Source organism: Streptomyces abyssomicinicus (assembly GCF_008974245.1).
In the GTDB taxonomy this organism is placed as follows: Bacteria; Actinomycetota; Actinomycetes; order Streptomycetales; family Streptomycetaceae; genus Streptomyces; species Streptomyces abyssomicinicus.
The window spans coordinates 246,833-270,013 of record NZ_BBZI01000009.1; the positions used below are offsets into that span (position 1 = coordinate 246,833).

A 23,181-nucleotide genomic window follows, 5' to 3' on the forward strand; every position below is an offset into this window, starting at 1 on the left:
CTCAACCGCCTTCGTTCACGCGGGTGTTGATACGGGCGATCTCGGCCACCCACTGCCGGCGTTCGTCATGGGTCAGGTCGAGGATCTCCTCGCGCGGCCAGTGGAAGTGGTAGGCGACGTACGCGATCTCCTCCCGGAGCCGGGGAAGGGCGTACGTCACGATTCCCCCAGGCGCCCGCCCGAGAGGTCGACCTCGAAGCCGCCTTCGCAGTGCGGACAGGTCACCGCCGCACGGGTGTGGCCCTCGCTGTTGACGCGACGGTAGAAGTCCTGGAGGAAGGCGACGTCGGTGGCGTACATCCGCTCCACGATCCCGGCGTGGACGTCGGTGATGGAGCCGATCCGGGTGATGACCTGGCTCAGCAGCACCACGCTCAGGTACGCGGGGTTCTCCTTGACCCGCAGGTCGATCTGGGGCCGCAGTTCGTCCCGGGCCGTGGCCAGGCGCATCGAGCCGTGGCGGTGGACGGTGCCCGCCTCGTCGACGTAGCCGCGCGGCAGTTCGAACTCGAACTCGGTGCGCAGCCCGTGGTCCTCCCGTGGCGGCGGAGCGGCGGCGGGGGGTGCCGCCGCCTGCTCGGCCGCCGGGGCGGGCGCCGTCGCCTGGAGGATCTCCTCCAGGTTGCCCGCCGTCACCGTACGGCGCCTCATTCGACGACGATCTCCTCGAACACGATGGTGACGGTCTCGGTGGCGTGGGAGGCGTCCCCCGCCTTCAGGGACGGGCCCTCCCACTTGGAGGCCCACCCCTGCATCAGCTGAATGCGCCGGACCGTGTTGCCCTCGGTGTCCTTGATCTCGATCGTGAGGTTCTGGCGCGCGGCGTTCACGGCGCCGTTGTTCAGGGTCTCCTTGATCCAGTTGGTGAACTCGCTGCTCTGGTCGAGTCCCCGGGTGATCGTGATCTCGCCCGCCTGCCGGCCACCGGGCTGCTTGCGGATGATCTGCTTGCCCTCGGCGCTGACCTGCTTGATCTCGACGACGTCCTCCTGGACGGTCAGACCGCTGATCTCCTGGATCGACTCGACCAGGTAGCCACCGAGCTGCACGCCGAAGACGTGGGTGGAAAGAGCATCGCCCGTTGCCATGACTGTCTGTCACCTTTCCTTGCGGAGCCGTTCCTACGGTCCCGGGTCACTCGTCGATGAGGCTGGTGCTGTCGGAGAACTGGGCCAGCCGGAACACCACGAACTCCGCGGGCTTGACCGGCGAGACGCCGATCTCGCAGACGACCCGCCCCTGGTCGATCGACTCCTGCGGGTTGTTGTCGCGGTCGCACTTCACGTAGAACGCCTCTTCGGCGGTGCGGCCGAACAGCGCGCCCCGGCGCCACTCCTCGGTGAGGAACGCCGTGACGTTGCGCCGGATGCTCGACCAGAGCCGGTCGTCGTTCGGCTCGAAGACCACCCACTGGGTGCCCAGGAGGATCGACTCCTCCAGGTAGTTGAACAGGCGGCGCACGTTCAGGTAGCGCCAGGCCGGGTCGGAGGAGAGGGTGCGGGCTCCCCAGATCCGGATGCCCCGGCCCGGGAAGGCCCGGACGCAGTTCACGCCGATCGGGTTCAGCAGGTCCTGCTCGCCCTTGCTGAGCCGCAGCTCCAGGTCGACCGCGCCGCGGATCACCTCGTTGGCGGGCGCCTTGTGCACACCGCGCTCGGCGTCGCTGCGCGCCCACACGCCGGCGATGTGACCGCTCGGCGGGACGACGGTGTTGCGCCCGGCGGCCGGGTCGAAGACCCGCACCCACGGGTAGTAGAGGGCGGCGTAACGGGAGTCGTAGCCCGCCTCGTCGTTGCGCCAGGTCCGCACCTGCTGGGCGGACAGCCCGGGCGGGGTGTCCAGGACCGCCACCCGGTCGCCCATCTGCTCGCAGTGCGAGATCACGGCGAGCTGGACGGTGCGCACGCCCTCGGCGTCGATGTCACCGCGCTGGTGGGCGCTCATCAGGTCCGGCACCGCGACCATGGTGATCTCGTCGATGGCCTCCAGGCCGCCGAACCCGGTGCGGGCCCCCGCGTCGCCGAGGTACTCGGCCGGGCTGAGGCGGGCCACCTCGCCGGATCCGGAAGCGGCCGGCGCGGCCGGGGCGTCGGCCAGCGTCACGGTCTGGTTGGCGGGCCGGCTCTGGGGAGCGCCCTGCTGCTCGGTGACCTCGATCAGCTTCGAGGCGCGGACCTGGTTGACCAGGTAGCCCTTGACGTTCCTGCGGGTCGAGCCCTCGTACGTCTCCGCCACCTGGTCGCCCTGGCGGACCAGGACCTTGAAGCGGTCCTCCGGCGGGTTCTCGCCGTCCGCGTCGGCGACCTCCACCGACACGCCGGAGACGCCCGGCCGGGCCGTGACCAGGAAGCCGCCCAGCTCGGCCGGCCGCGCCGCGGTGGTGCCCTGCCCCGCCGGGGCGGAGGCGTCGTCCTGGGAGCCGCCGATGCGCACGACGTACGCGGTGCCGCCGCCGTTGGCGAAGTATCCGTAGACCGCGTGGGCGAGGTAGGTGCCCTCGGTGAAGCCGCCGAACGTCCGGGTGTACTGGTCCCAGCTCGCGACCAGCGTCGGCGTGTGGAACGGGCCGGTCTCGGCGAACCCCACGAACGCGGCGACCGCGGTGCCCACCCCCTCGATCGGCCGGGCACCGGACTGCACCTCCTCCACGTACACGCCCGGGGTGAGGTACGTCGGCATGCTCGCTCCTTCGGGTCCTGCGGTTCTGGCGGATCTGTCACCTGTGTCCAGGCCGAGTCTGCGGGGCGGTTCCGCGAGGTGACAGGGCCGTGCGGACCTGGCCAGGGGCAGGGGCGCTGCCTTTCCCTGCCCGCGCCGACCGCCCGACGGCCCCCCGGACCTGCCCCTGGTCTGCCCGTACGGGCAGACCACGCGGTGACGGCGGGGTCCGTGGTGCGGTCCGCGGGCAGCCGTCCTCCCTCCGCGCCGCGGAAGGAGGGGGAGGACCCGAACGCCTGGCCCGCCGCCGGCGGGCGCTCCCCGGCGGGCGCTCCCCGGCGGGCGGTGGGCGGGTGGGCGGGTGGGCGGGTGGGCCAGTGACGCACCGGACGCCGGAGCCGGGGGCCCCGCGGGCGGGTGGGGGTCCCAGGGGCGGGCGTCCCGTCCCTCAGACCTCGACGGCCGCCGCCAGGTGCGGTCCGAACTCGCTCTGCAGGATCAGCCGGCCGAGCTTGCGGTACTCCTGGGCGACCGCCGTCACCACCTGACGCATGGTGAGCGGCTCGCCGGACTCCGCGGCGAGGTAGGCCGCGGTGACCGCGCAGGCGCGGATGGAGCCGCCGGCCAGCTCGAAGCGGTCCGCGCAGAAGGCGAGGTCGAGGTCGTCGGCGCGGGGCAGACGGGCGCCCAGGCAGCGGTCCCAGAGGGCGAGGCGCTGGCCCGGGTCGGGGACCGGGAAGTCGGCGACCACGTCCAGGCGGCGGGTGAACGCCTCGTCGAGGTTGGCCCGCAGGTTGGTGGTCAGCACGGCGATGCCGTCGAAGGACTCCATGCGCTGGAGCAGGTACGCGGACTCGATGTTGGCGTGGCGGTCGTGGGCGTCCTTCACCTCGGAGCGCTTGCCGAAGATCGCGTCGGCCTCGTCGAAGAGGAGCACGGCGTTGACCGCGGAGGCCTCGGTGAAGATCCGTTCCAGGTTCTTCTCGGTCTCACCGATGTACTTGTCGACCACGGTGGACAGGTCGACGACGTAGAGGTCCATGCCGAGATCCGCCGCGACGACCTCGGCGGACATGGTCTTGCCGGTGCCGGACTCCCCCGCGAACAGCGCGATCACGCCGCGCCCCCGGCCGCCGCCGGGCCGCATGCCCCACTGTCCGAGCACCTGGTCGCGGTGGCGGGCACGCAGCGCGAGTTCGCGCAGGCGGCGGTGGGTGGTCGGGGGGAGGACCAGGTCGTCCCAGCCGACGCCCGGTTCGACGCGGCGGGCGAGCCGGTCGAGGCCCGCGCCGTTCTGGGCGCGCACCGCGGCGCGCAGGTCGTCGGGGCCGACCGGGCGGCCCGCGAGGGCGGCGTTGCGGACGGCCACGTCGGCGGCGCGCCGCAACTGGCCGGAGTCCAGCCGGTGGGCGGCCACCGCGCGGGCGAGTTCGTCCACGTCACCCGTGCCGGCGACGTCGGCGACCCGGTCCAGGGCCTGGAGCCAGCGCGCGGCCTGCCGCTCGGGGGAGGGCGCCGGCACGGTCAGGACGACGGGGCTGTCGGCCGCCCAGGCCGGGTCCCAGCCGCCCGAACCGTGCGTCAGGAGCGGGATGCCGCGCAGTGCGGCGCACAACGACCGCAGGGTGCGGGCCCGTTCGGCCGGCTCGTCGGGCAGCGACGCCAGCGGGCCGAGGACCACCCCGGCACCGGTGAGGCGTGCCTCCAGCGCCGCCACCCGCGCCAGTTCCGGCACGTCGCCGGGGTGCCGGGCGAGCGCCGCCGCGTCCAGGACGAGCGGGCGCAGTCCGGCCGCGCGCAGGGCCGCGACGGCCAGGCCTTCCGCGTCGCCGCCCCGGGCGCGCAGGTGGACGAGGCCGGTGCCGGTGCCCGCGGCGGCGGCCACGCGGTGGACCTCCGCGGGGTCGGCGGCCGGGTCCTCGTGGGCCTCGCCGAGCACGCCCGCCAGCCGGGCGTCGGGCCGGGTGCCGCCCAGCAGGTGCGCGGTGACCCGGTCGGGGACGGCCAGGGCACGGGAGAGCGGCGGCCGTTCCGGTTCGGTGACCGTCAGCAGACCGCCCTCGACCAGTGGTGCTCCGGCGGCGAGCCGGAACCGGCCGGTCCCCGCCGGGGGGAGCGCGCACAGTTCCAGGGCCAGCCCGACCGTGGGCCTGCGGCGCGTCAGGTCGTCGTTGAGGTAGCCGTACAGCCGCTCGAACCGCGCGTCCAGGTCGGGCGCCACCGCGACCAGGAGCAGGTCCAGGTCCAGCGGCGACAGCCCGAACCGCGCGGCGAGCCCTCCGAGGACGGAGCCGGGCGGCGGCTGCCAGGGCTCGTGGCCGGGGACGTCGAGCCCACCCGGCTCGTCCAGGATGCGGGCCACCGCCTCCGGGGTGAGGTACTGACCGCGGTACGGGTCGTCGGGGTCGGGGTCGGCGGCCCGCCGGACCGCCACCGCGTGCCGTACCCGCTCCTCGACGGCGCGGAGCCGCGCCCACACGGGGTCGGCGCCGGCCGGGACGGATGCGGGACCGGTGCCCGCGGCGACGGTCTGCGCGGCGGCCACCGCGTCGGCCCGTACGGCGGACGGCGCGTCGGGCTGCTCGGGGCGCGGCGTGTCGGACTGCTCGGGGCGCGTCACGGCGGCGGGCGCGGCGGCGGGCGCGCCGGGGCGAACGGCGGATGTCATGGCTGGCGGTCCCCCCGGCGGCGGCGCCGGGCGGGGGCGGCCCCCCGCTCGCGCGGGCCGGCGAAGCCCTCCCGGCCCGGATCGTCCGTCTCCAGGTAGCGCAGGCGGCGGCCGGGCTCCGGCTCCCCGCCCTCGCGCCGGGCCGTGGAACGCACGACGAGGCCTTCGGTGACCGGCGGGGCGGTGGCCGTGGTCGCCCCCGCGAGCGGCGCGCGCACCCGCACGCCGAGGGACGCCTTCAGCTCTCCGCCGAGCGCCGACCACACGTCGGCGGCGGCCGGCACGTCGGCAGCCGCCCCGGCGGTGTCCAGGGTGACGGTCAGGCCCAGCTCGGCGAGGGTGCCGGTGAGCAGCCGCGCGGGCAGGGTGTCGGTGGCCACCAGGCAGGTGAGCACCTGGGAGAGCAGCCGGTGCTCGTCCTGCGGGCGGCTCGCCCACGCCGTGACGAGGTACGTCAGGTCGAACCACCGCGGCGGGGAGCGCCGCGCCACGAGGTGCCCGTCCGCGTCGTACACCTCCCCGGCGCCGGCGCCGCGCCGGGCGGCGTCCTCACGGATGTCGTACAGGAAGACGCAGACCGTCGGCGCGCTGCGCCGCGCGGCCCAGTCCCGGGTGGGGGCGTCGAAGACCACCTCGATCCCCGACGCCTCCAGGCCCGAATCGGCGAGCAGCCGGCGCAGCCCCTCGTCGACCTCGTGGATCACCGGCGGGTCACCTCGTCGGGCGGCTGCACGCTGCCGCTGACCACCAGGAAGTCGGTCTTCACCGGTGAGAAGCCGGAGCCCCGGGCGGTGATGACGCGCGGACCGGTCTGGTCCTTGGCGAGGATGAGCAGCTGGCCGATGAACGTACCGTCCGGCTTCGGGACGGTCGGCGCCGCCGCCGCGGTGATGCCCGGCTTCCAGGCGAACCGCACGGGCACGCCCGGCGGGAAGTCCTCGCCGCGGACGGAGGTGACGAAGCCGGGCTTGCCGATGTCCGGCACCGCGACGATGCGCGGCTGGAGGATGCGCAGCCGCTGCCGTGCGGTGTTGTCGCTGCGGTCGGCGTCCGTCCCGGTGGTGGTCAGCTTGCCGGTGACCTGGCCGGTCAGCGCCTTGTCGGGGCTGAGGACGACCCGCACGACGGTGCTCGCGCCCGGCTCCAGGTCCGGCAGCGCGCACGACCAGGAGGCGTCGCAGCCGGGCGGCCGCCCGCCGTTGGGGATGCCCGCGGGCAGCCCGATGCGCAGCCGCAGGCCGGTCGCCAGCGCGTTGCGGCCGTTGCGGACGGTGTACGACACCACGACCCGCCCGCCGACGTAGCCGGGGTTCGGCCGGGCGGAGACGCGCACCGAGGGCCCGGCCTCGGGCGCGGGCGGCTCCGGGGGCGCGGTGGCCGGCGGCGGGGTGGTGGGCGGCGTGGTCGGTGTGGGGGTGCCCGTGGGCGGCGGGGTGGTCGGCGGCGGCGTGGCCTCGCGCACCGGCACCACGGTCCGGCCGTCGTTGTCGGTGGGCTGCGGATCGAGGACGGAGCCGCCGACCGACCAGTCGACCGGCGCGTCGCCGGGGACGAGCCCGGTGAGGGTGACGTCCACCGGCACGGTCCTGCCGGGCGGCACCACACCGACGGCGCACTGGAGGGCGACGGTGCCGCAGTCGCCCCCGGGCCGGGTCATGGCGGTGATCTCGACGCCGGCCGGCGGCACGACGGTCAGCCGGGTGCCGGGCGAGGCGGCGGGACCGTTGTTGACCACGTCGACGCGGACCGTGGTGGTGCGGCCGACGATGACCTCGTCGGCTGCGCCGGGCGCCCGGACGGCGAGGTCCACGGACTGCTGGACTGCGGGTTCCTTCTGGCGGCCCGGGAGGGCGCCGGTCAGGGAGACGAGGTCGCCGGAGGCGATGTCGAGGAACTTGATGCTCTCGGGGCTGTTGACGGCGACCCGGGCGCGGGCGCTGAACACCAGGCCCGCGCCGTCGGCCGTCCAGGCGGCGTCACGCGGCTGGTGCGGGCCGGTCTCGGTGGTGTCCGGCAGGTCCCGGCCGCAGGCGCCGGCCTGGCCGCGGGCGGCGGCGGGCAGCAGGACCCGGCACGCGTCACCCGACACCGACGTCACGAGGATGCCGTTGCGCTCGTCGATCCGGCCGCCGCCGCTCTTCCGGTTGAAGGCGATGCTCAGCCCGTCCGGGGAGAACGCGGGGCTGTCGTCGATGACCTCGCAGGAGCCTGGGCAGTTGTCTTCGCTCAGGTCGTGCTGCTTGAGCGGGTCGGCCACGGGCGCGGTCCAGATGTGCTTGCTGCCGCCGCGTCCGTCGATGACGTGGTTGCGGGTGAAGGCCAGAGTGGTGCCGTCGGGGGACCAGGTGGGCTGGGCGTCCTGGTCCTGGGGCGCGTCGGCCGGCGGGACGATCCGGCCGGTGATCTTTCCGCTGGCCACGTCCGCTATGAGGATGCGGCTGGTCCCCGCGGCCTCGCCGACGCCGCCCGGCGACACCCGGGTGAAGGCGAGCCGCTTGCCGTCCGGGGAGAACGCCGGGTCGGTGTCCCAGTCGTCCGGGCCGCGTTCGTCGAGTGCCAGGTACTCCGGCTTCGCGCCGTCCGCGCCCGCGATCTTGATCCGCTCGGTCCGGCGGTCGCGGGGGCCTTCGAACACGGTGACCACGATGCGGCGGCCGTCGGGCGTGTAGCTCTGCCGCTCGGTCCACGGGTCGTATCCGGCCCTCGGCCGGAACAGCGGGTCCTTGGTGCGATCGGTGTTCGTGTCCGCCTCGGGGTCCTCCGACAGGACCACCAGCCCCAGGTCCCGGGGGTCGGACCCGTCGAGCCGCACGTCCTGCAGCGTCGCCTCGTGCGGTCCGGACGCCGTGGTGCGCTCCACGACCGCGCGGCCGCCGTCGAGCGGTCCGAGCCAGGTGGGCGAGAGGACCTCGCGGTTCTCGTTGAGCACCAGCCCCGGGGTGGCGGCGGAGTACACGGGCGTGCGGAACACGTGGTCCCAGTTCCCCTCGCACTCGCAGGTGATCTCCGGGCTGAGGAACATGACCTCGTTCCCGCCGGGCAGCCACGTCGCCCCGTGGGCCCGCCACTCGGCCTGGTCGCCGCCGAGCAACGGCCGGTCGGTGGACCCGTCGGTGCCGTCCGTCACCCGCAGCCGGGTGCCGTTCTGCCCGTATCCGGCGGGGGTGGCGGTGTAGGCGATGCGGTTCCGGTGCTCGCCTTCGCCGGCCGGGTTCCACACCGGCTCGGTGGCCGTGCCGTTCACGGGGTTGGTGACCCGGTCGGCGTCGCCGCCCTTCAGGTCCCGCACGTAGATCTGCTGCCCGGCGGCGGGGTCGGCGTCACTGGAGTACGCCAGGCGCAGCCCGTCCGGGGAGACGGTGGGCCACTGTTCGTCGAAGGGGGTGTCGGTCAGCTGCGTCAGGCTGCCGGTGCCGTCGGTGCTCACCTGCCACAGGTCGCGCTGGCTCCCGCCGTCCGTGCCTCCGGGTCCGGCCGAGTCGAAGACCACGGACCCGTCCGGCGTCAGCCGCGGATGCGCCGCGTTCATGCCCTTGGTGAGGCGGAGCAGGGAGCCGTCGGCGGACCGCAGGTAGACCTGCGGGTTCTTCTCGTCGCGGCGGCTCACGAACACGAGCCGGTCGCCCAGGGCGGACGGCTGTGCGTCGAAGTGGGCCGCGCCCGCTCCGAACAGCGGGGTGCTGGAGGTGGTGGTCCTCACCTCGCCGAGGCTGCGGTGCCGGGTGCCCGCGTAGGTGACCCGGGTGACGGCGGCGTCCCGCGTCTCCGCGGCCGCGGCCACCCGCGGTGTGGAGGCCCCGCCGTCCTGACCGGACGCCGCGGTCACCCCGAGCAGCGGAATCAGCAGCAGCGCCACCACGGCGAACCATCCCAGGCGGTACCGCCCGCCGGGGCCAGCGGTTCTCATCACGGTCCCCCTAGCAGTCGGTGCGGCATCCGGATGTGCCCCCGCCACTGTGCGGCACCCACCGCGCGCCCCGGCAGGGCGGCGGGGCCATACCCGGGGGAAGCGGGCGGTGCGCTTTCGGGCAGTGACCGTTCCCGGCCCGGCCGTGCGGGGCCGGTCCGGGGAAACGGGCCGGACCGGGGACGCGGCGGTCGGGAAGCGGCCTGGGAACGGCCGGGGAACGGACCGGCGCCGTCGGATCAGCCCGTGGAGGGCCGTCAGATCAGCCCGTTGCGCAGCGCGTAGCCGACCGCGTGGGCCCGGTTGCGCAGTTGCAGACGCGTGATGACCTCGTGCAGCACGTTCTTGACCGTCCGTTCGGAATAGGCGGTCTTGCGGGCGATCTCCGCGGTGTCCAGGCCCTCCGACACCATGCGCAGCATGTCCGACTCCCGCGCGGTCAGCGTGGACAGGGACATGCCGCGCGGGTCGAGTGCCGAACGCTGGAGGCTGCCCACGTGGCTGAGCAGCTTGCCGAGCAGGTCGCCGGGCAGCACGCCCTCGCCGTTGGCTATGGCCAGGACCAGGCCCAGGAGCCGGTCCTGGTCGGCTTCGGCGCGCCGCAGCACCGCCGCCACACCGCACTCGATGACGCGTTGCAGCGAGCCGGCACCGAGGGTCGCGACGACCAGGCCGGTGCGGGTGCGGGTGTTGTGCCGCAGCTTGTGCAGCAGCGCCGCCACGTCGTCGTCGACGTGGTCCACGACCACCAGCGACACCTCCGCCCGCTCGTTGTCGGGGTCGGTGACCAGATCGATCTCGGGGCGCTGACGCAACTGCTGGACGACACCCAGGCGCAGGACCGGGTCCGCGGCGTAGACGGCCACGGTCACGCGCTCGGGGCGTTCGGACCGGGAAGTTCTGCGCATGGTCCAGGTTTGAGTGGGCACATGTGCCGTGGCGGACGTGTTGGGCGTGGCGGACGTGCTGGACGTGACGGACGTGGCGGACGTGGCGGAGTGGGCCGGGACGGCCTTCTCTGTGGTGGGCATGACGACTTACCTGTCTGAGGTGAGGGGGGTGGGGCCGAACGGCGGCACGGGCGCGGAGGGGAGTGCGCCGGAAGGCGGCGCCCGCAGGGCGACGCGCCGCGGCGACGGCCCGCCCATGCCCCGTCCCGTGCGTGACCGCCGGGGCACCGGCACTGCCCAGGCATTGCCCCCGCGCCTGTCGTGACGGCCCGGGGGCGGCCCTAGCGTGGCGGCGTGACGCCTTCTGCAGCCTCTTCCCGTCCCGGCACGCCCGGTCTCGACATCCCGGAAGTGACCGTGGCACCGGGTGACACCGCCACGACCAGCCTCACCGTCCGCAACGACAGCGACATCGTCGAGGCGTACACCCTGGAGGTCGTCGGGGACTGCGCCTCCTGGACCACCGTGGAGCCCGCGCGGGTCTCTCTCTATCCCGGCACCTCCGAGACGGTGACCGTCCGGCTGGCCCCACCACGTTCCCCGGAGGTCCGGGCCGGCGAGATGCCCCTGGGCGTTCGGGTCCTGCCGACCGAGCATCCCGACGCGGTGAAGGTTCTCGAGACCACCGTGCACGTGGAGGAGTTCCGGGAGCTGCACACCGAGCTGGCGCCTCGCCGGCGTCGTGGCTGGCTGCGCGGCCGCTACCGGCTGGCCGTGCAGAACCGGGGCAACTCGCCCGTGGAGGTGGGCTTCACCGGCGGTCAGCCCGGCGAGGAGCTGGGGTTCGCCTTCAGCCCGGCGGAACGGAAGCTGGAACCGGGCGAGTCGGCGGAGATCGGTCTGCGGGTCCGCACCGGCACCCCCGTGTGGTTCGGCGCCCCCGTGGTGTGGCCGTTCACCGTGGACACCGCGGAGACCGGCGCCCAGGAGGAGCCCCGGCCCGAAGAGGCCACCGTCCAAACGCCGCTGGACGCCGAGTTCGTCCAGATCCCGATATTCCCCCGGTGGCTGCTCGTCGTGCTCGCGGCGCTGATCGCCCTGCTGCTCGCCTGGTTCACGCTGGTCCGCCCGGCGGTGCGCAGCGCGGCCAAGGAGGCCGCCGCCGAGGCGGTCCGGCCGAGCCCCACGGCCGCCGGGGAGCAGGGTTCGGCCGGGCAGGCCTCCGGAGCCGGCACCGGAGCGGACACCGGCACCGGCACCGGCACCGGCACCGGCCAGGGGACGGGCGCGTCCTCCGGCGAGGGCGCCCCGGGCGGGAACGGCGCCGCGCTCGGTGGCCCGCAGATCTCCGAGACCATCGACGTGCAGACCGCCGGCGGGAAGACCAAGACCGGCACCTACCGGGTACCGGCGGGCAGCGTGTTCGGAGTGACGGACATCGTTGTCGCCAACTTCCAGGGCGACGAGGGGCTGTTGACGATCACCTTCGGCGGTCGCAAGATCACCACGATCGCGCTGGAGACCTTCCGCAACCAGGACTACCACTGGGTCACCCCCATCAAGATCCCCGAGAACGAAACCGTCACCATCGAAGTGACCTGCGGAAAGCCCGGGACACCGGCGTCCGGCCGTCAGGCGCGGGAGTGTCACGAGGTCCTGAACGTGACCGGCGTACTCAGCCGCACCACACAGTGACTCCAGCCCCACCTCTGAGGCATTGTCGGCCGAATTAGCTGGTAATCGCCAACAGTTGACGCTCCATCCGACCGGAAATAACCACCATCGGACCGGAAAGCTACATCTCTGTCCCACATGCCGGACCGAACCGGTCCCGCATCGACCGGCACGCCGCCGCGGATCCTGGCCCGCCAGGATCCGCGGCGGCGCGTCGGAGCCGTGCGGCGGTGCCGGCGGGAAGGATCCGCGCCGTTCCGGTCACGCTCGGGCCGCGGCGGGCACCGTCGCCTCCCGGCCAGGAGCGCGCGTCCGGTCCTCGTCGCCCGCTCCATGAGAAAGTCCCAGGCCGGCGTCCCGGACACCCCATGGGCCCACCAGGTCCCACCAGGCCCGAATGCTAGGATCCGGCCACTTGCCTGGGGGGGTAGTCGCACGTCATGCGTGCCGCCGGGTCCACGGCCCGCGGATCGGCCGCGTGCGCACACGTCTCTCCGGCCTTCGCCTACAACGCTGGAGAGGTCCCCGCATGGGCAGACGCGCACTCGTCCGCAGTGCCACCGCCGCCACTGTCTCCCTGACGCTCGCGCTCGGGCTCGGCCCGGCGGGCGCAGCGAGCGCGGACGGCAGGACGGTCACCGGGGAGGTGGTCGTGCCGGCCACCACGTCCATGGTTCCGCGCACGGGCCTGATGAGCGCGGGACCGTCGGGCTTCCTCCGGTACGAGGAGGGCCGCGGCCAGCTGTGGACGACGTACGACGGTGTCGACACCGTCGTCGACCCCTCGGGCACGGACGTGTACGGCGTCACCAGTGCCGGCGCGGGCTCGGACGTCGTGGCACACCACGACAGGTCCGCCAGGACGGTGACGCTGCGGAACATGGCAACCGGCCAGGTCGGCACGATCGCGCTTCCCGACGGGCACACGTACTTCAGCACGCTCGGGTCGACGGTCGTCACGACGGTCGGAACCCCCCGTGACTCCGTGTGGCATCTGCTGGACGCCCGCGCCGACGGCTCCGTCACCGATCGCACGGTGGAGGGCGTCCCCTCCGGTGCCGTCCTGTGGTCGGCCGCGGGGCTGGGCGACGCGCGCGGGCAGATCGTGCGGTACGGCAAGGACGACCAGAACGTCACCGGATGGCTCGACGTCGAGCAGGGACGTTTCACCGCGCTGCCGCACACCGTGCCCTCGTGGTACTCCCAGGTCGCCCTCAGCCCCACCCACGTGGTGTGGCTGTACGACGGCACCCTGCACGTCGCCTCCCGCCAGGACCCGTCCGCCGCCCCGCGGACCCTGCCGTTCGGCGACGCCGCGGACGTGCTGGGCCTGGTCGGCGACACCGTCGTCGTGGCCCGGTACGACTCCGCCCTGGGCCACTACGGCACCGAACGCGCGGTCTCACGGGTCGAGGCCGTCCCCCTCGACGGATCCGCCCGGCGGACGCTGCTGGCCCGGACGTCCCGGCAGGCCGTGGCGACGCCGGACGGCGGGCTCCTGGTCGCGGGCGGCTCCGACACCGACCACTGGGGCGTCTCCCTCATCGAGGCCACCGAGGACGGTGGCGTCGGCGTACGGCGGGTGGCGGACGCCCACCCGCGGCAGGCGGCCCACACCGTCTCCGACCTGACGCTCGCCCAGGGACGGCTGACCACCGTGGAGACGGACCCCGTGGGTGGCTACACCTACCTCCACACCCGTGAGACCGGCGTGGCCGACTCCCCCACGGCCGGGACCCGCACCACCCGCGGCCGTTTCGCGCTGGAGAACTACACCGACGGCCGCCCGCGCCTGATCGACACCGGCGACGGCCGGACGGTCGTCGCCGACCACGGCATCGACCCTCCGCGGCAGCCCCACATCCTCCAGGCCTCCGAGTCGCTGCCCGGCACCCGGATCGACAGCACGCGCAGCTACCGGACAACGGCCGCCGCGCACGGCCGCTTCGCCGCCCTGACCTCGTACGACAGCGCCGGTGCGGCCCAGACGCGGGTCGTCGACGTCGACACCGGGCAGGCGGTGTACACCACGAGCGCGACCGTGCGGGCGATCTGGGGCACCACCGCCTGGGTGGCGTCCGGCAACGACGCGGTGATCCCCGTCGACCTGCTCACCGGTGAGCAGGGCTCGATGGTGTCCTTCGGGCGCGGCTGCCTGTTGAACGACTTCCAGGCCGTGGGCCGGTGGCTGCTGTGGAACTGCGTCCTGAACGCGGAGGGCCAGGGCGTCTACGACACGGTCACCCGGCGGAACGTGACGCTCGTGTCGGGCTCCGACTGGCAGCCGGCGCAGCTCGGCGACGGCTTCGTCGCGACCGCCGAGGACGGGCAGCTCAAGGTGATCGACGTGCGCGGCGCGACGCCCGTGTCGCACACCGCCGGGAAGTTCGAGGGGAACGCCTGGGACGTCGACCCGTACACCGGTGTGATCGCGCAGCTCCGCTCCGACAACAGCATCCGTCTGACCGCCGGCGGCGTCCCCGTCTCCGGCCTCGTCCAGCGCGACGCCACCGTCGCCGCCTCGGTGGACGTCAAGGGCGGTGCCGCGCGGTGGAGCCCCAAGTGGTGGCTGAACAAGCCCGCGGCCTCCTGGACGCTCGTGCTCTCCGGAAGAACGGGAACGGCCGTGCGCACGCTCTCCGGGGGCCCGGCCCGCGGTGTGGTGGCCCCGGCGTGGGACGGCAAGGACGGCTCCGGCAAGCTGGCGCCCAACGGCGCCTACACCTGGAAGCTGACCGTCACCCCCGCGGACGGGCAGGGCGCGGCGCTGACGCGGACGGGCACGGTCAAGGTCACCGGCGCCACGCCCGTCCGGCGTGACTTCGTCGGATCGGACGGTTTCGGCGATCTGGTGACGCTGAACAGTTCGGGCGGGCTGACCTACCAGTACGGGACCGGCACCGGCGTCTTCACCGGCAAGCGGTCGGGTTCCGGATGGCCCACCACGGTCCGCGCGGTGCCGTTCGGCGACCTGAGCGGTGACCGCTGCAACGACATGCTCGTGCGGTTCAGCAGTGGTGAGCTGCGCGCCTACCGGCCGGGCTGCGCCTCGGCGGTGACCCCGTCGACCGCGTACACCTCGCTGGGCACCGGCTGGAACCAGTACGACGTGCTGACCTCGCCGGGCGACCTGAGCGGTGACGGGCGGCCCGACCTGATCACCCGCCAGGCCTCGACCGGGGACATCTACCTCCACAGGGCGACGAGCACCGGCAAGCTCGCGGCCAGGGTCGAGATCCGCTCCGCGTGGACGTACAAGAAGATCCTCGGGGTCGGCGACCTGAACGGTGACGGCCACGGCGACCTGCTGGCACAGGACAAGTCGAACGAGCTGTGGCGCTACGACGGCACCGCGGCCGGCCAGTTCAAGAGCCGGGTGAAGGTCTTCGCCGACTGGGGATCGAGCTACAACACCGTCGTCGGCGTGGGCGACATCACCGGGGACGGCAAGGCCGACCTCGTCTCCCGCGACTCCTCCGGCAACGTCTGGCGCAACGACGGCAACGGCAAGGGGTCCTTCAGCAGCCGTACCCGGATCGCCACCGGCTGGCAGGGGTACAAGGGCCTGTTCTGAGCCCGCCTCCGCCACCGCCCCACGGGCCCGGACGCCGTAGCGCGTCCGGGCCCGTGCCGTCGCGCGCGGGACGGGAGCCGGCCGCCACCCGTGGCGCCGGTCCCGGTCCGGCCGAGTTGCCGCCCGCCGCCGATACGAGAAGGTGAGAAGGAGGGCCGACGGAGGGAGCGCGGGGTGACGGATTCCATCGACGACGCCACGGTGCTGGACGCCCTCTTCAACGGCTCGCCCCAGGGTCTGTTCGTGCTCGACGCCGACTGGAGGGTCACGCGCTACAACCCGTCCGGACGCGGCGTCCAGAACCTGCCCCCCGAGGCCGTCCTCGGTCACCGGGTGGAGGACTTCGCCCCGGGCTTCGAGCCGGACCAGTTCCAGGCCGTGATCGACGAGTTCCTCGCCACGGGCGGCCCCTTGCGCGGCAGGCTGGTACGGGGGCCGTCGCCGTCCGACCCGGACCGCACCCTCGCGGTCGAGGTGTCGCTCTTCCCGCTGCCCGGTCCCGGCGACGGATCCCAGGGCGTGGTGGCCGTCGTCGAGGACGTGACCGAGCGGCAGGCCGCCGCGGACCGCCTCGCCGTCCTCGGCACGGTGCACGCGGGTGTCGGCACCTCGCTGGACGCCGCCGCCACGGCCCGCGAGCTGGTACGGGCCCTGGTGCCCGGCTTCGCGGACGCGGCGAGCGTCGACCTGCTGGACGAGGGCTGGGACGGTGCGGCCGGCCAGGCCGCTCCCTCACCGGCCGACGCGCCGCTGCGCCGGGTCGCCTTCGCCCCGGAGACGGCCGAACGGAGCCGGAACGACGGCGACAGCCGCCCGTTCCCCTTCCCGACGCCGTTCACCCAGGTCCTCAACGACCTGCGGCCCCGGCTCGTGAGGGTGTCACCGGACGAGCCCTGGCTGGCCACCGCGCCGGACGGCTTCGCGCCGCTCCTCAGGGCCCGGGTGCACTCCATGATCGTCGTCGCGCTGACGGCCCGGGACACCGTGCTGGGGCTGCTGACCCTGTACCGGAACCGGACCGACGCCTTCGAGGGGGCGGACCTGGACGTGGCCCGGCAGGCCGCCTCCACCGCGGCCGCGCACCTGGACAACGCTCGCAGCTACCTGCGCGAGCACACCGTGGCGACGGCCCTGCAGCGGCGGCTCCAGCCCGGGGAGGTCCCCGAGCTGTCGGCGGTGGAGACCGCCCACGTCTACCTGCCCGAGAACGCCGGCGGCACCTGGTTCGACGTCGTCCCGCTCTCCGGAGCGCGCGTCGCCCTCGCCGTCGGCGACGTCTTCGGCCAGGGCGTCGAGGCGGCGGCCACCATGGGCCAGCTGCGGGTCGCCCTGCGCACGCTCGCCCTTCAGGACCTGGAGACGGACGACCTCCTGGCCCGCCTGGACGAGGTCGCCGCCCAGCTGCCGGGGGTCTCCGCCGTCCCCGCGGGCTCTCCCGCGGGGAGGTGCGCGGTCACCGTCTACGACCCTGTCTCGCGGCAGTGCGTCATGGTCCGTGCCGGCCACCCCGCGCCCCTGCTCATCGGCCCCGACGGCAGCCCGATCGAGGTGGAGGTCCCCGAGGGGCCGCCGCTGGGGGCGGGCGGTGAGCGCGTCTACGCCCCGGCCGTGGTGGACCTGCCGCCGGGGACACTGCTCGCCCACTGCACGGAGGGCCTGCTCGCCGCCGGCGGGAGCGACCGGACCGTCGCCACCCGCCGTCTCACCCAGGTCCTCTCCTCCACCGGCCGGCCGCTGCGGGAGCTGTGCGACACGGCCGTGTACGCGATGGCGCCGTCCCGCCACGACGACGCGGTCCTGCTGCTCGCGCGCACCCGCGCCCTGCCGGCGGAACAGATCGCGGACTGGACCCTGCCCGCCGACGTCTCCGTGGTGAGCACCGCCCGCCGGCTCGTCGAGCGGCAGCTCGCCGCCTGGCACCTCGACGAGGTGGCGTTCACCACCGAACTCGTCGCCACCGAACTCGTCACCAACGCCATCCTCTACGGCACGGGCCCGGTGCGCCTGCGGCTCATCCACGACCGGGACCGGCTGCTGTGCGAGGTCACCGACGCCAACAGCGCCAGCCCCCATCTGCGCCACGCCCGCGACAGCGACGAGGGGGGCCGTGGCCTCTACATCGTCATGAAGCTCACCAGGCGCTGGGGCGTCCGCCACAACCGCACCGACAAGACCATCTGGGCCGAACAGCGGCTCGACGACGGACCGGCGGAACCGCCCGCCCCGCCGCGAGGGTTCGACATCGACGCGGTGCCGGAACTGTGACCGGAGTGTCACCCGGGGGCTCCTCGGGTACCGCGTACGCAAGTACGTGGTAACCACATGGACCGGCCCGGAGGGGCCCCTGACTGAAGGTGATGCGCACGTGACTCGCCTCGGCGGCTCCGGAGACGGCCGGACGGACGGACCGGGTGACGACCTCCGGTCCGTCGCGCGGGAGATCGCCCATGCCGTGGACGGTCTCGCGGAGCTGTGGTCCGTGGCCGCCCAGGACGCGAGTCTGCGCCTGTCACCGCACCAGTTGCGGGCGCTGCGGCTCCTGGAGGCCGAGCCGGAGCTCAACCTCACCGCGCTGGCCCAGGGCATGGGGATAGGCACGCCGACGGCCAGCCGGCTGTGCGACCGGCTGGAGGCGGCGGGGCTGGTGACGCGCCTGCTGCATCCCTACGACCGGCGTGAGGTGCGGCTGGTCCTCACCGGGACCGGCCGGCAGGTGCTCGGTGAGGTGGCCGATCGCAGGTCACAGGCGCTCGCCGAGGTTCTCGCCGGCATGGATCCCGTCGCGCGGGAGGCGCTGCGCCGGGGGCTGCGGGCCTTTCCGCCGGCCAGGACCGGGGAGGCCGGGGAGACCGGGGACGGTCCTGGGTGACCGCTCGGCCGTCTGCAGGTGGCACAGCAGCAGGCAGACGTCGTCGTCGCGTTCGGAGGTGTGCAGGAGCGGTTCCAGCAGACCGTCGGCGACGGCCTCGATGTCCTGTTCCAGTTCGGGCGTGCTGAGCGCGCCCAGCATGTCGCCGAGGCGGGCGATGCCGGGGTCGATGCCCTGAGCGCGGCGTTCGACCAGGCCGTCGGTGTAGAGGACCAGGGAGGAACCGACGGGCAGGTCGGCCCGGTGGTTGGCGTAGACGTACGGCACCGGGATGCCCAGCATGACGCCCGGTTTGGCGTCCAGGACCCGTACCGTGCCGTCAGCTCCGCGGACGACGGCCGGCAGGTGGCCGGCCGACGCCCAGACGACCTCCGGTTCGCCCGGGCGGAAGCGGGCGATCATCGCGGTGGCGTACAGCTCGGGCTGCAGGTGACGGAGCATGCCGTGCAGCCGGGTCAGGATCGCCGCCGGGCTCTCGTTCTCGACGGCGTAGGCGCGCAGCGCGGTGCGCAGCTGGCCCATGACCACGGCGGCGTGCAGGCCGTGGCCGGTGACGTCCCCTATGACGGCCAGCAGGCTGCCGTCGGGCTGGATGAAGGCGTCGTACCAGTCGCCGCCGATGTTGAGGCCGCGGGTGGCGGGCAGGTAGCGGGCGGCCAGCAGCAGTCCGGCCTGCGTGGGCAGTTCGGTGAGCTGGGCGCGTTGCAGGGTCTCGGCCGTGTCGCGGGACTGCTCGTAGCGACGGGCGTTGTCCAGGGCGATACCGACCCGGCGGGCGAGCTCGACCAGCATCACCGAGGTGTCCGCGTCGAAGCGCGGGCCCGGGGAGGTGAGGGTGAGGACGCCCACCAGGCCGCGCGCCAGGAGGGGGATCGCCAGCACCGGCCGCTCCGGGAACAGCTCGGAGGGCCGGAGGTCGTCGACGCCGGGCAGCTCACCGGGGTACGGGGCGGCGTGCTGGGGACGCCCGGTGCGGGCGGCGACCACCGCGGCCTCGGTGTGGTCGGGGACGCCGCGGGGGTCCTCGTCGTCGCTCTCCTCGCCGAACAACCAGACCTCGAGGTGGTCGGCGTACTCGGGGACCAGCAGCTCCTTCAGACGGCTCAGGATGTCCCGGTGGCTCAGGGAGGCCGTGATGGTGGCGCTGGCGTCGCCGAGGAAGGCCAGCAGGCGCCGGGCGCGCTCGGCCTCGGCGCGCGCGGTCCGCTCCGCGTCCAGCAGGTCGCGCTGGACGCGCGCGGCGGTCGCCAGGTTCGAGTGCAGGGCGACGACGCCCTGGTTGGTCTGGTGGAGTTCCTCCCGGTGCATCCGTACGAGGTGCTCCTGCTCGTCCAGGAGCCGCAGGACGGCCGCGGTGTCCTCGTCCGCGCGCAGCAGGGCCTCGGCCAGCAGGTCCTCGGCGGAGGAATGACCGCCCGGCGGCGGGCCGTCCGGCGGAGCGTCGCCGGGGGACGCGACGGCGCTCCGCTCGTCCTCGGCGGGCCGGCGGGGCAGGGGGCAGCTGAGGACGGGCCCGTCGTCCGGGCCGGATTCCGGCGCGGAGGCCGCCGACGCCGACGCCGAAGCCGAGGGGGACGCGGACAGGGACGCCGACGCCGGGGAGCCGGCCGGCCGCAGCCGCGCGTCGAGCCGCGTCTCGTGTCCGGCGCTCCGCCCGACGCGGAGCAGCAGTTCCCACTCGCCGCCGTCGCTCAGGCAGTGGCGCAGCCGCGCGCTCAGCGAGCTGAGGAACCGCGCTCGTTCCGTCGCCGTCGCCCCGGCGTCCGCGACGGCCCCGGCGACGCCCGCGCGGGCCCGGGCCGCGTCGGCGGCCGACGTGATCTTCCAGACCTCAGGACGCACTGTCATGGACACCCGGTGGATCGAAGGGCCGCCGGCACGGGATCATGGGCGAGGGATCGTGCTCCGCCATCCGCGTCGCCTCCCTGCTGCGCACACACGCCTGGGCCGGTCCGATGACACACCACTCGGCAATTATTGCCACATGGCAACTGATCTGACGAGACCCCGCGGGATGCCGTCACGAGATCGTCACAACCCGGCCGCCCCCGCCGCTCATCGGCCGGCCCGCCTCCCGTGCCAGTCCAGACAGACGATCAGGGCGTCGTCGTCCGGCACCGACTTGCCGCGGTGGCCGGTCAGCTCCCGCAGGATCGCCCGCGGCACCTCGGCGGCCGGCAGCAGCCGGGTGGAGTGGATCGCGCGGGACAGAGCCGTGTCCCCGTACGCCTCGCCCTTCGGCGAGGCCACCGCGTGCACCCCGTCGCTGACGAAGACCAGACGGTCGCCGGGCTCGGCCTGGAAGTGCTGGGCCATGTAGTCGGTCTCCTCGAACATGCCCAACGGCAGCTGGGCGTCGAAGGTGACGTGCTCCACCGAGCCGTCCCGAAGCCGCAGCAACTGCGGCGAGCCCGCGTCGACGACCCGGGCCCGGCCGGTGGCGAGGTCGAGGTCGAGCATCAGGACGGACAGGTAGCAGCGCCCGCGGTAGTGGGCGTAGACCGCCTGGTCCGCCAGGGCCGCCTGGTCGGCGATGGGTATGTCGGCGCGCCGGGCGTTGCGCAGCGCATTGATGGCCAGGTTGGTCAGCAGCGACGCCTCGATGCCCTCGCCCATGCCGTTGGTGACGTACAGCGTGAGGCGGTCGGCGGTGGTGGACCAGTCGAAGTTGTCCCCGAAGATCGCGTACGCCGGCTCCAGCTGCGCCCCCAGCGAGAACTCCGGGCGTACGCAGGAACGGCCCGGCAGCAGGTGCCACTGCATCTCGGCGGCCAGCGTGAGCCGGTCCTTGCGCCGCGCCTGCATGAACAGGTCGGTGTCGCGATCGGCCACCACCACCTCGTGCCCCAGCACCTCGGCGACCTCCGTGAGTTCCCCTTCCCAACGGCGGACGGCGTCGCCGTCGGGCAGGGTCACGGTCAGCACCCCGAGCCGGTCACCGCGCACGCTGACCGGCAGGTGCAGGCGGGCCCCGCCGTCGCGCCCCTCCTCGCGGTACGGCTGCTGCGAGCCGAAGGCGCGGCCGGCCGGGCTGTTGTGCACGGACACCGGTTCCAGGGTGTGCGGCAGGACCGACACGGGCTGCAGCACGCTCACGCCGTAGTCCGCCATGTACAGCTCGACGTCCTCGGCGCCGTACTGCTCCTTCAGGACGGCGCGCGTGACGTCGAGCAGCGCGTGGGGGGCCGATCTTCGAAGAGCACGCTCAACGGCCACGAATTTCTGCATGGAGTAATTTTCACCAATCCTTCGCCGGACGAACGTACGTCCGCCACCATGAGACGGAGACCATGAGGCAGTCGCGTCGGTCATTCCGGGTCACCCGGGGCAGGCGGGCCCGCCTAGTACGCTGACAGGCATCCCAGTCCCTGCGAGAGTGTGACCGTGACTGCCTTCCGCCGCTGCCCCGAGCCCGACGAGGTCGCACGTGTGACCACCACGGCCGCCGAGCTGCTGGAGGTCGTGTGGGGCCGCGCTTCGACGGCGCCCACCTCCGCGTCCCAGCTGCGCGTGCTGCACATCCTGGAGCACCACGACGGCATCAACCTGCGCACCCTCGCCGAGTCCCTGGCGTCCACGCCGCCCTCCACCAGCCGGCTCTGCGACCGGCTCCAGGCCGCCGGCTTCATCGAGCGGGTGACGAGCCCGGAGGACCGGCGCGAGGTGCGCCTGCACCTCAGCGGCCGGGGCCGCGTCTTCCTCGCCGACCTGCGGGCCCGCAGGGAGAAGGAGGTGCGGGAGGTGCTGGCGGACATGCCCGCCGCCAAGCGGATCGCGCTGCTCGAAGGACTGGAGGCGTTCTGCGCCACCGCGGCCTCGCAGATACTCGGCGCCGCCCCGGACTCCTCCGACAGCCGGACCGCCTGACCCACCACTCGCGGCACCGGCGTCGCCCCTCGGCGAGCGATCATCACGCGGAGCGGTCTCCGCCCACCGGAGCATTTCAGGTCCTTCCCCGCGCACGTCCGACACGGCTACTTTGTTGTCTGGCGGCTATTATTGTCAAACGGCAACTATGCCGCCGACAGCCCTTTCACAGACCCTGATACCCCGTGATCGCCCCTTCTGTCATGAGATGTTCCCCTTGTCTCCACGGAAGGGGGACGGCGCGCCGAGCCCAGGCCGATGGCCTGGGGTTTTCTCCTTCCCCGTCTCCGCGCCGACCACCCGCCCTTCGGCCCGGGCCGCCGAATGACAGGTGCATGACAGATGGGGACAGGTGGACCTCCCCGGCAGGACGCGGACGCGACGCGCCCCGGGGCAGGGCCCCGGGGCGCGTCGTCACCTCACGCCGTACGGCGGCGGACGTCAGATGGTGAGGTCGTAGAGGTTGAACTCCTCCCAGCTGCCGGTGATGTCGGCGGAACGGGCGCGCAGGGCGTACTGGAGCGAGCCGGTGTAGCCGTTCTCCATGGCCACGAACAGCCCGTTGCTGGTGGACTGGAGGGCCCAGCGGTCGAGTTCCTCGTGGTGCCAGAGGATGAACCGCTCCCAGCCACCGACCGAGGTGGAGCGGGCCCGCAGCAGGTTCTCGGAGGCGCCGGTGAAGTTCTGCTCGACGGTCACGTAGCGGTTGTTGGCCAGGGACCTGACGGCGTAGGTCTGGGTGGCCTCGTCCCACTCGAAGGAAAGGTTCTCCCAGCCACCGATCTTGGCGGAACGGGCACGCAGCGCACCGGTGTTCGGGGCGGCGTAGTTCACCTCGGTGGTCACGAACTTCGCGTTCTTGACCGACTCCAGGGCGAGGGTCAGCGGCTCCTCCTCGGCGGCCGAGACGCCGTCCGGGTCGGCCGTCACCCCGGCGATCGCCTGCAGCTCCGCGGCGGAGACGGCCTCCCAGCCGCTGGGAGCGGGGGCCTGCGGGGCCGCCTGGGCGGCCGGGGCGGCCAGCGCGGAGACGGCCACCAGGGTGCTCAGGGACAGAAGTACGGAAGTCATGCG

General features: G+C 73.8%; 15 protein-coding genes and 1 pseudogene. 5 read left to right on the plus strand and 11 right to left on the minus strand.

Annotation, left to right across the window (positions count from 1 at the left end):
- Position 1: 1 nt before the first annotated feature.
- From GBN72_RS34230 to GBN72_RS21540, 8 genes are all read right to left on the minus strand, one after another.
- Positions 2-160 carry a DUF6760 family protein gene (locus GBN72_RS34230; protein WP_164540787.1) on the minus strand — a complete coding sequence of 53 codons (159 nt, stop codon included), beginning with the start codon at positions 158-160 and terminating at the stop codon, positions 2-4.
- A complete protein-coding gene (locus GBN72_RS21510; protein ID WP_151773516.1) occupies positions 157-651 on the minus strand; it encodes a hypothetical protein in 495 nt (164 codons plus the stop codon). Before GBN72_RS21510 ends, GBN72_RS34230 begins: the two co-directional genes overlap by 4 nt.
- Entirely contained in the window at positions 648-1,088 is a 441-nt protein-coding gene (locus tag GBN72_RS21515) for a phage tail protein (protein ID WP_151773517.1), read from the minus strand. Before GBN72_RS21515 ends, GBN72_RS21510 begins: the two co-directional genes overlap by 4 nt.
- Positions 1,089-1,134: 46 nt before the next feature.
- Positions 1,135-2,679 (minus strand): phage tail sheath family protein, encoded by a 1,545-nt coding sequence (locus tag GBN72_RS21520; RefSeq protein ID WP_151773518.1) that lies wholly within the window; start codon positions 2,677-2,679, stop codon positions 1,135-1,137.
- 427 nt (positions 2,680-3,106) lie between these two features.
- Complete coding sequence (locus GBN72_RS21525; protein ID WP_246212738.1) at positions 3,107-5,326, minus strand: AAA family ATPase; 2,220 nt, start codon at positions 5,324-5,326, stop codon at positions 3,107-3,109.
- Positions 5,323-6,030: a Pvc16 family protein gene (locus GBN72_RS21530; RefSeq protein WP_151773519.1), complete on the minus strand. Its 708-nt coding sequence runs from the start codon at positions 6,028-6,030 to the stop codon at positions 5,323-5,325. The genes GBN72_RS21525 and GBN72_RS21530 overlap by 4 nt, the downstream gene beginning before the upstream one ends.
- Positions 6,027-9,233, minus strand: a complete 3,207-nt coding sequence (locus tag GBN72_RS21535; protein WP_151773520.1) for a DUF11 domain-containing protein — start codon at positions 9,231-9,233, stop codon at positions 6,027-6,029. The genes GBN72_RS21530 and GBN72_RS21535 overlap by 4 nt, the downstream gene beginning before the upstream one ends.
- 257 nt (positions 9,234-9,490) lie before the next feature.
- Positions 9,491-10,141 (minus strand): helix-turn-helix transcriptional regulator, encoded by a 651-nt coding sequence (locus GBN72_RS21540; RefSeq protein ID WP_246212739.1) that lies wholly within the window; start codon positions 10,139-10,141, stop codon positions 9,491-9,493.
- A gap of 336 nt (positions 10,142-10,477) precedes the next feature.
- Here GBN72_RS21540 and GBN72_RS21545 point away from each other — a divergent pair, with 336 nt between their 5' ends.
- The 4 genes and pseudogenes from GBN72_RS21545 to GBN72_RS36195 form a co-directional block, all read left to right on the plus strand.
- Complete coding sequence (locus tag GBN72_RS21545; RefSeq protein ID WP_246212740.1) at positions 10,478-11,818, plus strand: COG1470 family protein; 1,341 nt, start codon at positions 10,478-10,480, stop codon at positions 11,816-11,818.
- A gap of 508 nt (positions 11,819-12,326) precedes the next feature.
- The gene (locus GBN72_RS21550) at positions 12,327-15,371 is read left to right on the plus strand and encodes an FG-GAP-like repeat-containing protein (RefSeq protein WP_151773522.1); all 3,045 of its coding nucleotides are present in this window, start codon (positions 12,327-12,329) and stop codon (positions 15,369-15,371) included.
- Between the two features lie 174 nt (positions 15,372-15,545).
- On the plus strand, positions 15,546-17,636 hold the full coding sequence (locus tag GBN72_RS21555; RefSeq protein ID WP_151773523.1) for an ATP-binding SpoIIE family protein phosphatase: 2,091 nt from the start codon (positions 15,546-15,548) through the stop codon (positions 17,634-17,636).
- A 214-nt stretch (positions 17,637-17,850) separates the two neighbouring features.
- Positions 17,851-18,042, plus strand: a pseudogene (locus GBN72_RS36195) (MarR family transcriptional regulator); the annotation flags it as partial.
- A 69-nt stretch (positions 18,043-18,111) separates the two neighbouring features.
- On the opposite strand, the gene GBN72_RS21565 reads toward GBN72_RS36195, so the two are convergent.
- Both GBN72_RS21565 and GBN72_RS21570 read right to left on the minus strand, forming a co-directional pair.
- Positions 18,112-20,088 (minus strand): PP2C family protein-serine/threonine phosphatase, encoded by a 1,977-nt coding sequence (locus GBN72_RS21565; RefSeq protein ID WP_246212742.1) that lies wholly within the window; start codon positions 20,086-20,088, stop codon positions 18,112-18,114.
- A gap of 207 nt (positions 20,089-20,295) precedes the next feature.
- Positions 20,296-21,468, minus strand: coding sequence for a PP2C family protein-serine/threonine phosphatase (locus tag GBN72_RS21570; protein WP_151773525.1), 1,173 nt, complete (start codon positions 21,466-21,468; stop codon positions 20,296-20,298).
- A 201-nt stretch (positions 21,469-21,669) separates the two neighbouring features.
- Between GBN72_RS21570 and GBN72_RS21575 the strand changes: the two genes are divergently transcribed.
- On the plus strand, positions 21,670-22,107 hold the full coding sequence (locus GBN72_RS21575; protein ID WP_151773778.1) for a MarR family transcriptional regulator: 438 nt from the start codon (positions 21,670-21,672) through the stop codon (positions 22,105-22,107).
- A 441-nt stretch (positions 22,108-22,548) separates the two neighbouring features.
- On the opposite strand, the gene GBN72_RS21580 is transcribed toward GBN72_RS21575, so the two are convergent.
- Positions 22,549-23,178: a fascin domain-containing protein gene (locus tag GBN72_RS21580; RefSeq protein WP_151773526.1), complete on the minus strand. Its 630-nt coding sequence runs from the start codon at positions 23,176-23,178 to the stop codon at positions 22,549-22,551.
- Positions 23,179-23,181 lie beyond the last annotated feature (3 nt).

Excerpts from the sequence above, each read along its gene's own strand:
- GBN72_RS21565 (WP_246212742.1), bottom strand. The coding sequence starts at position 20,088 with ATGACAGTGCGTCCTGAGGTCTGGAAGATCACGTCGGCCGCCGACGCG.
- GBN72_RS21580 (WP_151773526.1), bottom strand. The coding sequence starts at position 23,178 with ATGACTTCCGTACTTCTGTCCCTGAGCACCCTGGTGGCCGTCTCCGCG.
- GBN72_RS21520 (WP_151773518.1), bottom strand. The coding sequence starts at position 2,679 with ATGCCGACGTACCTCACCCCGGGCGTGTACGTGGAGGAGGTGCAGTCC.
- GBN72_RS21540 (WP_246212739.1), bottom strand. The coding sequence starts at position 10,141 with ATGCGCAGAACTTCCCGGTCCGAACGCCCCGAGCGCGTGACCGTGGCC.
- GBN72_RS21510 (WP_151773516.1), bottom strand. The coding sequence starts at position 651 with ATGAGGCGCCGTACGGTGACGGCGGGCAACCTGGAGGAGATCCTCCAG.
- GBN72_RS21535 (WP_151773520.1), bottom strand. The coding sequence starts at position 9,233 with ATGAGAACCGCTGGCCCCGGCGGGCGGTACCGCCTGGGATGGTTCGCC.
- GBN72_RS21525 (WP_246212738.1), bottom strand. The coding sequence starts at position 5,326 with ATGACATCCGCCGTTCGCCCCGGCGCGCCCGCCGCCGCGCCCGCCGCC.
- GBN72_RS21515 (WP_151773517.1), bottom strand. The coding sequence starts at position 1,088 with ATGGCAACGGGCGATGCTCTTTCCACCCACGTCTTCGGCGTGCAGCTC.
- GBN72_RS21570 (WP_151773525.1), bottom strand. The coding sequence starts at position 21,468 with ATGCAGAAATTCGTGGCCGTTGAGCGTGCTCTTCGAAGATCGGCCCCC.
- GBN72_RS21550 (WP_151773522.1), top strand. The coding sequence starts at position 12,327 with ATGGGCAGACGCGCACTCGTCCGCAGTGCCACCGCCGCCACTGTCTCC.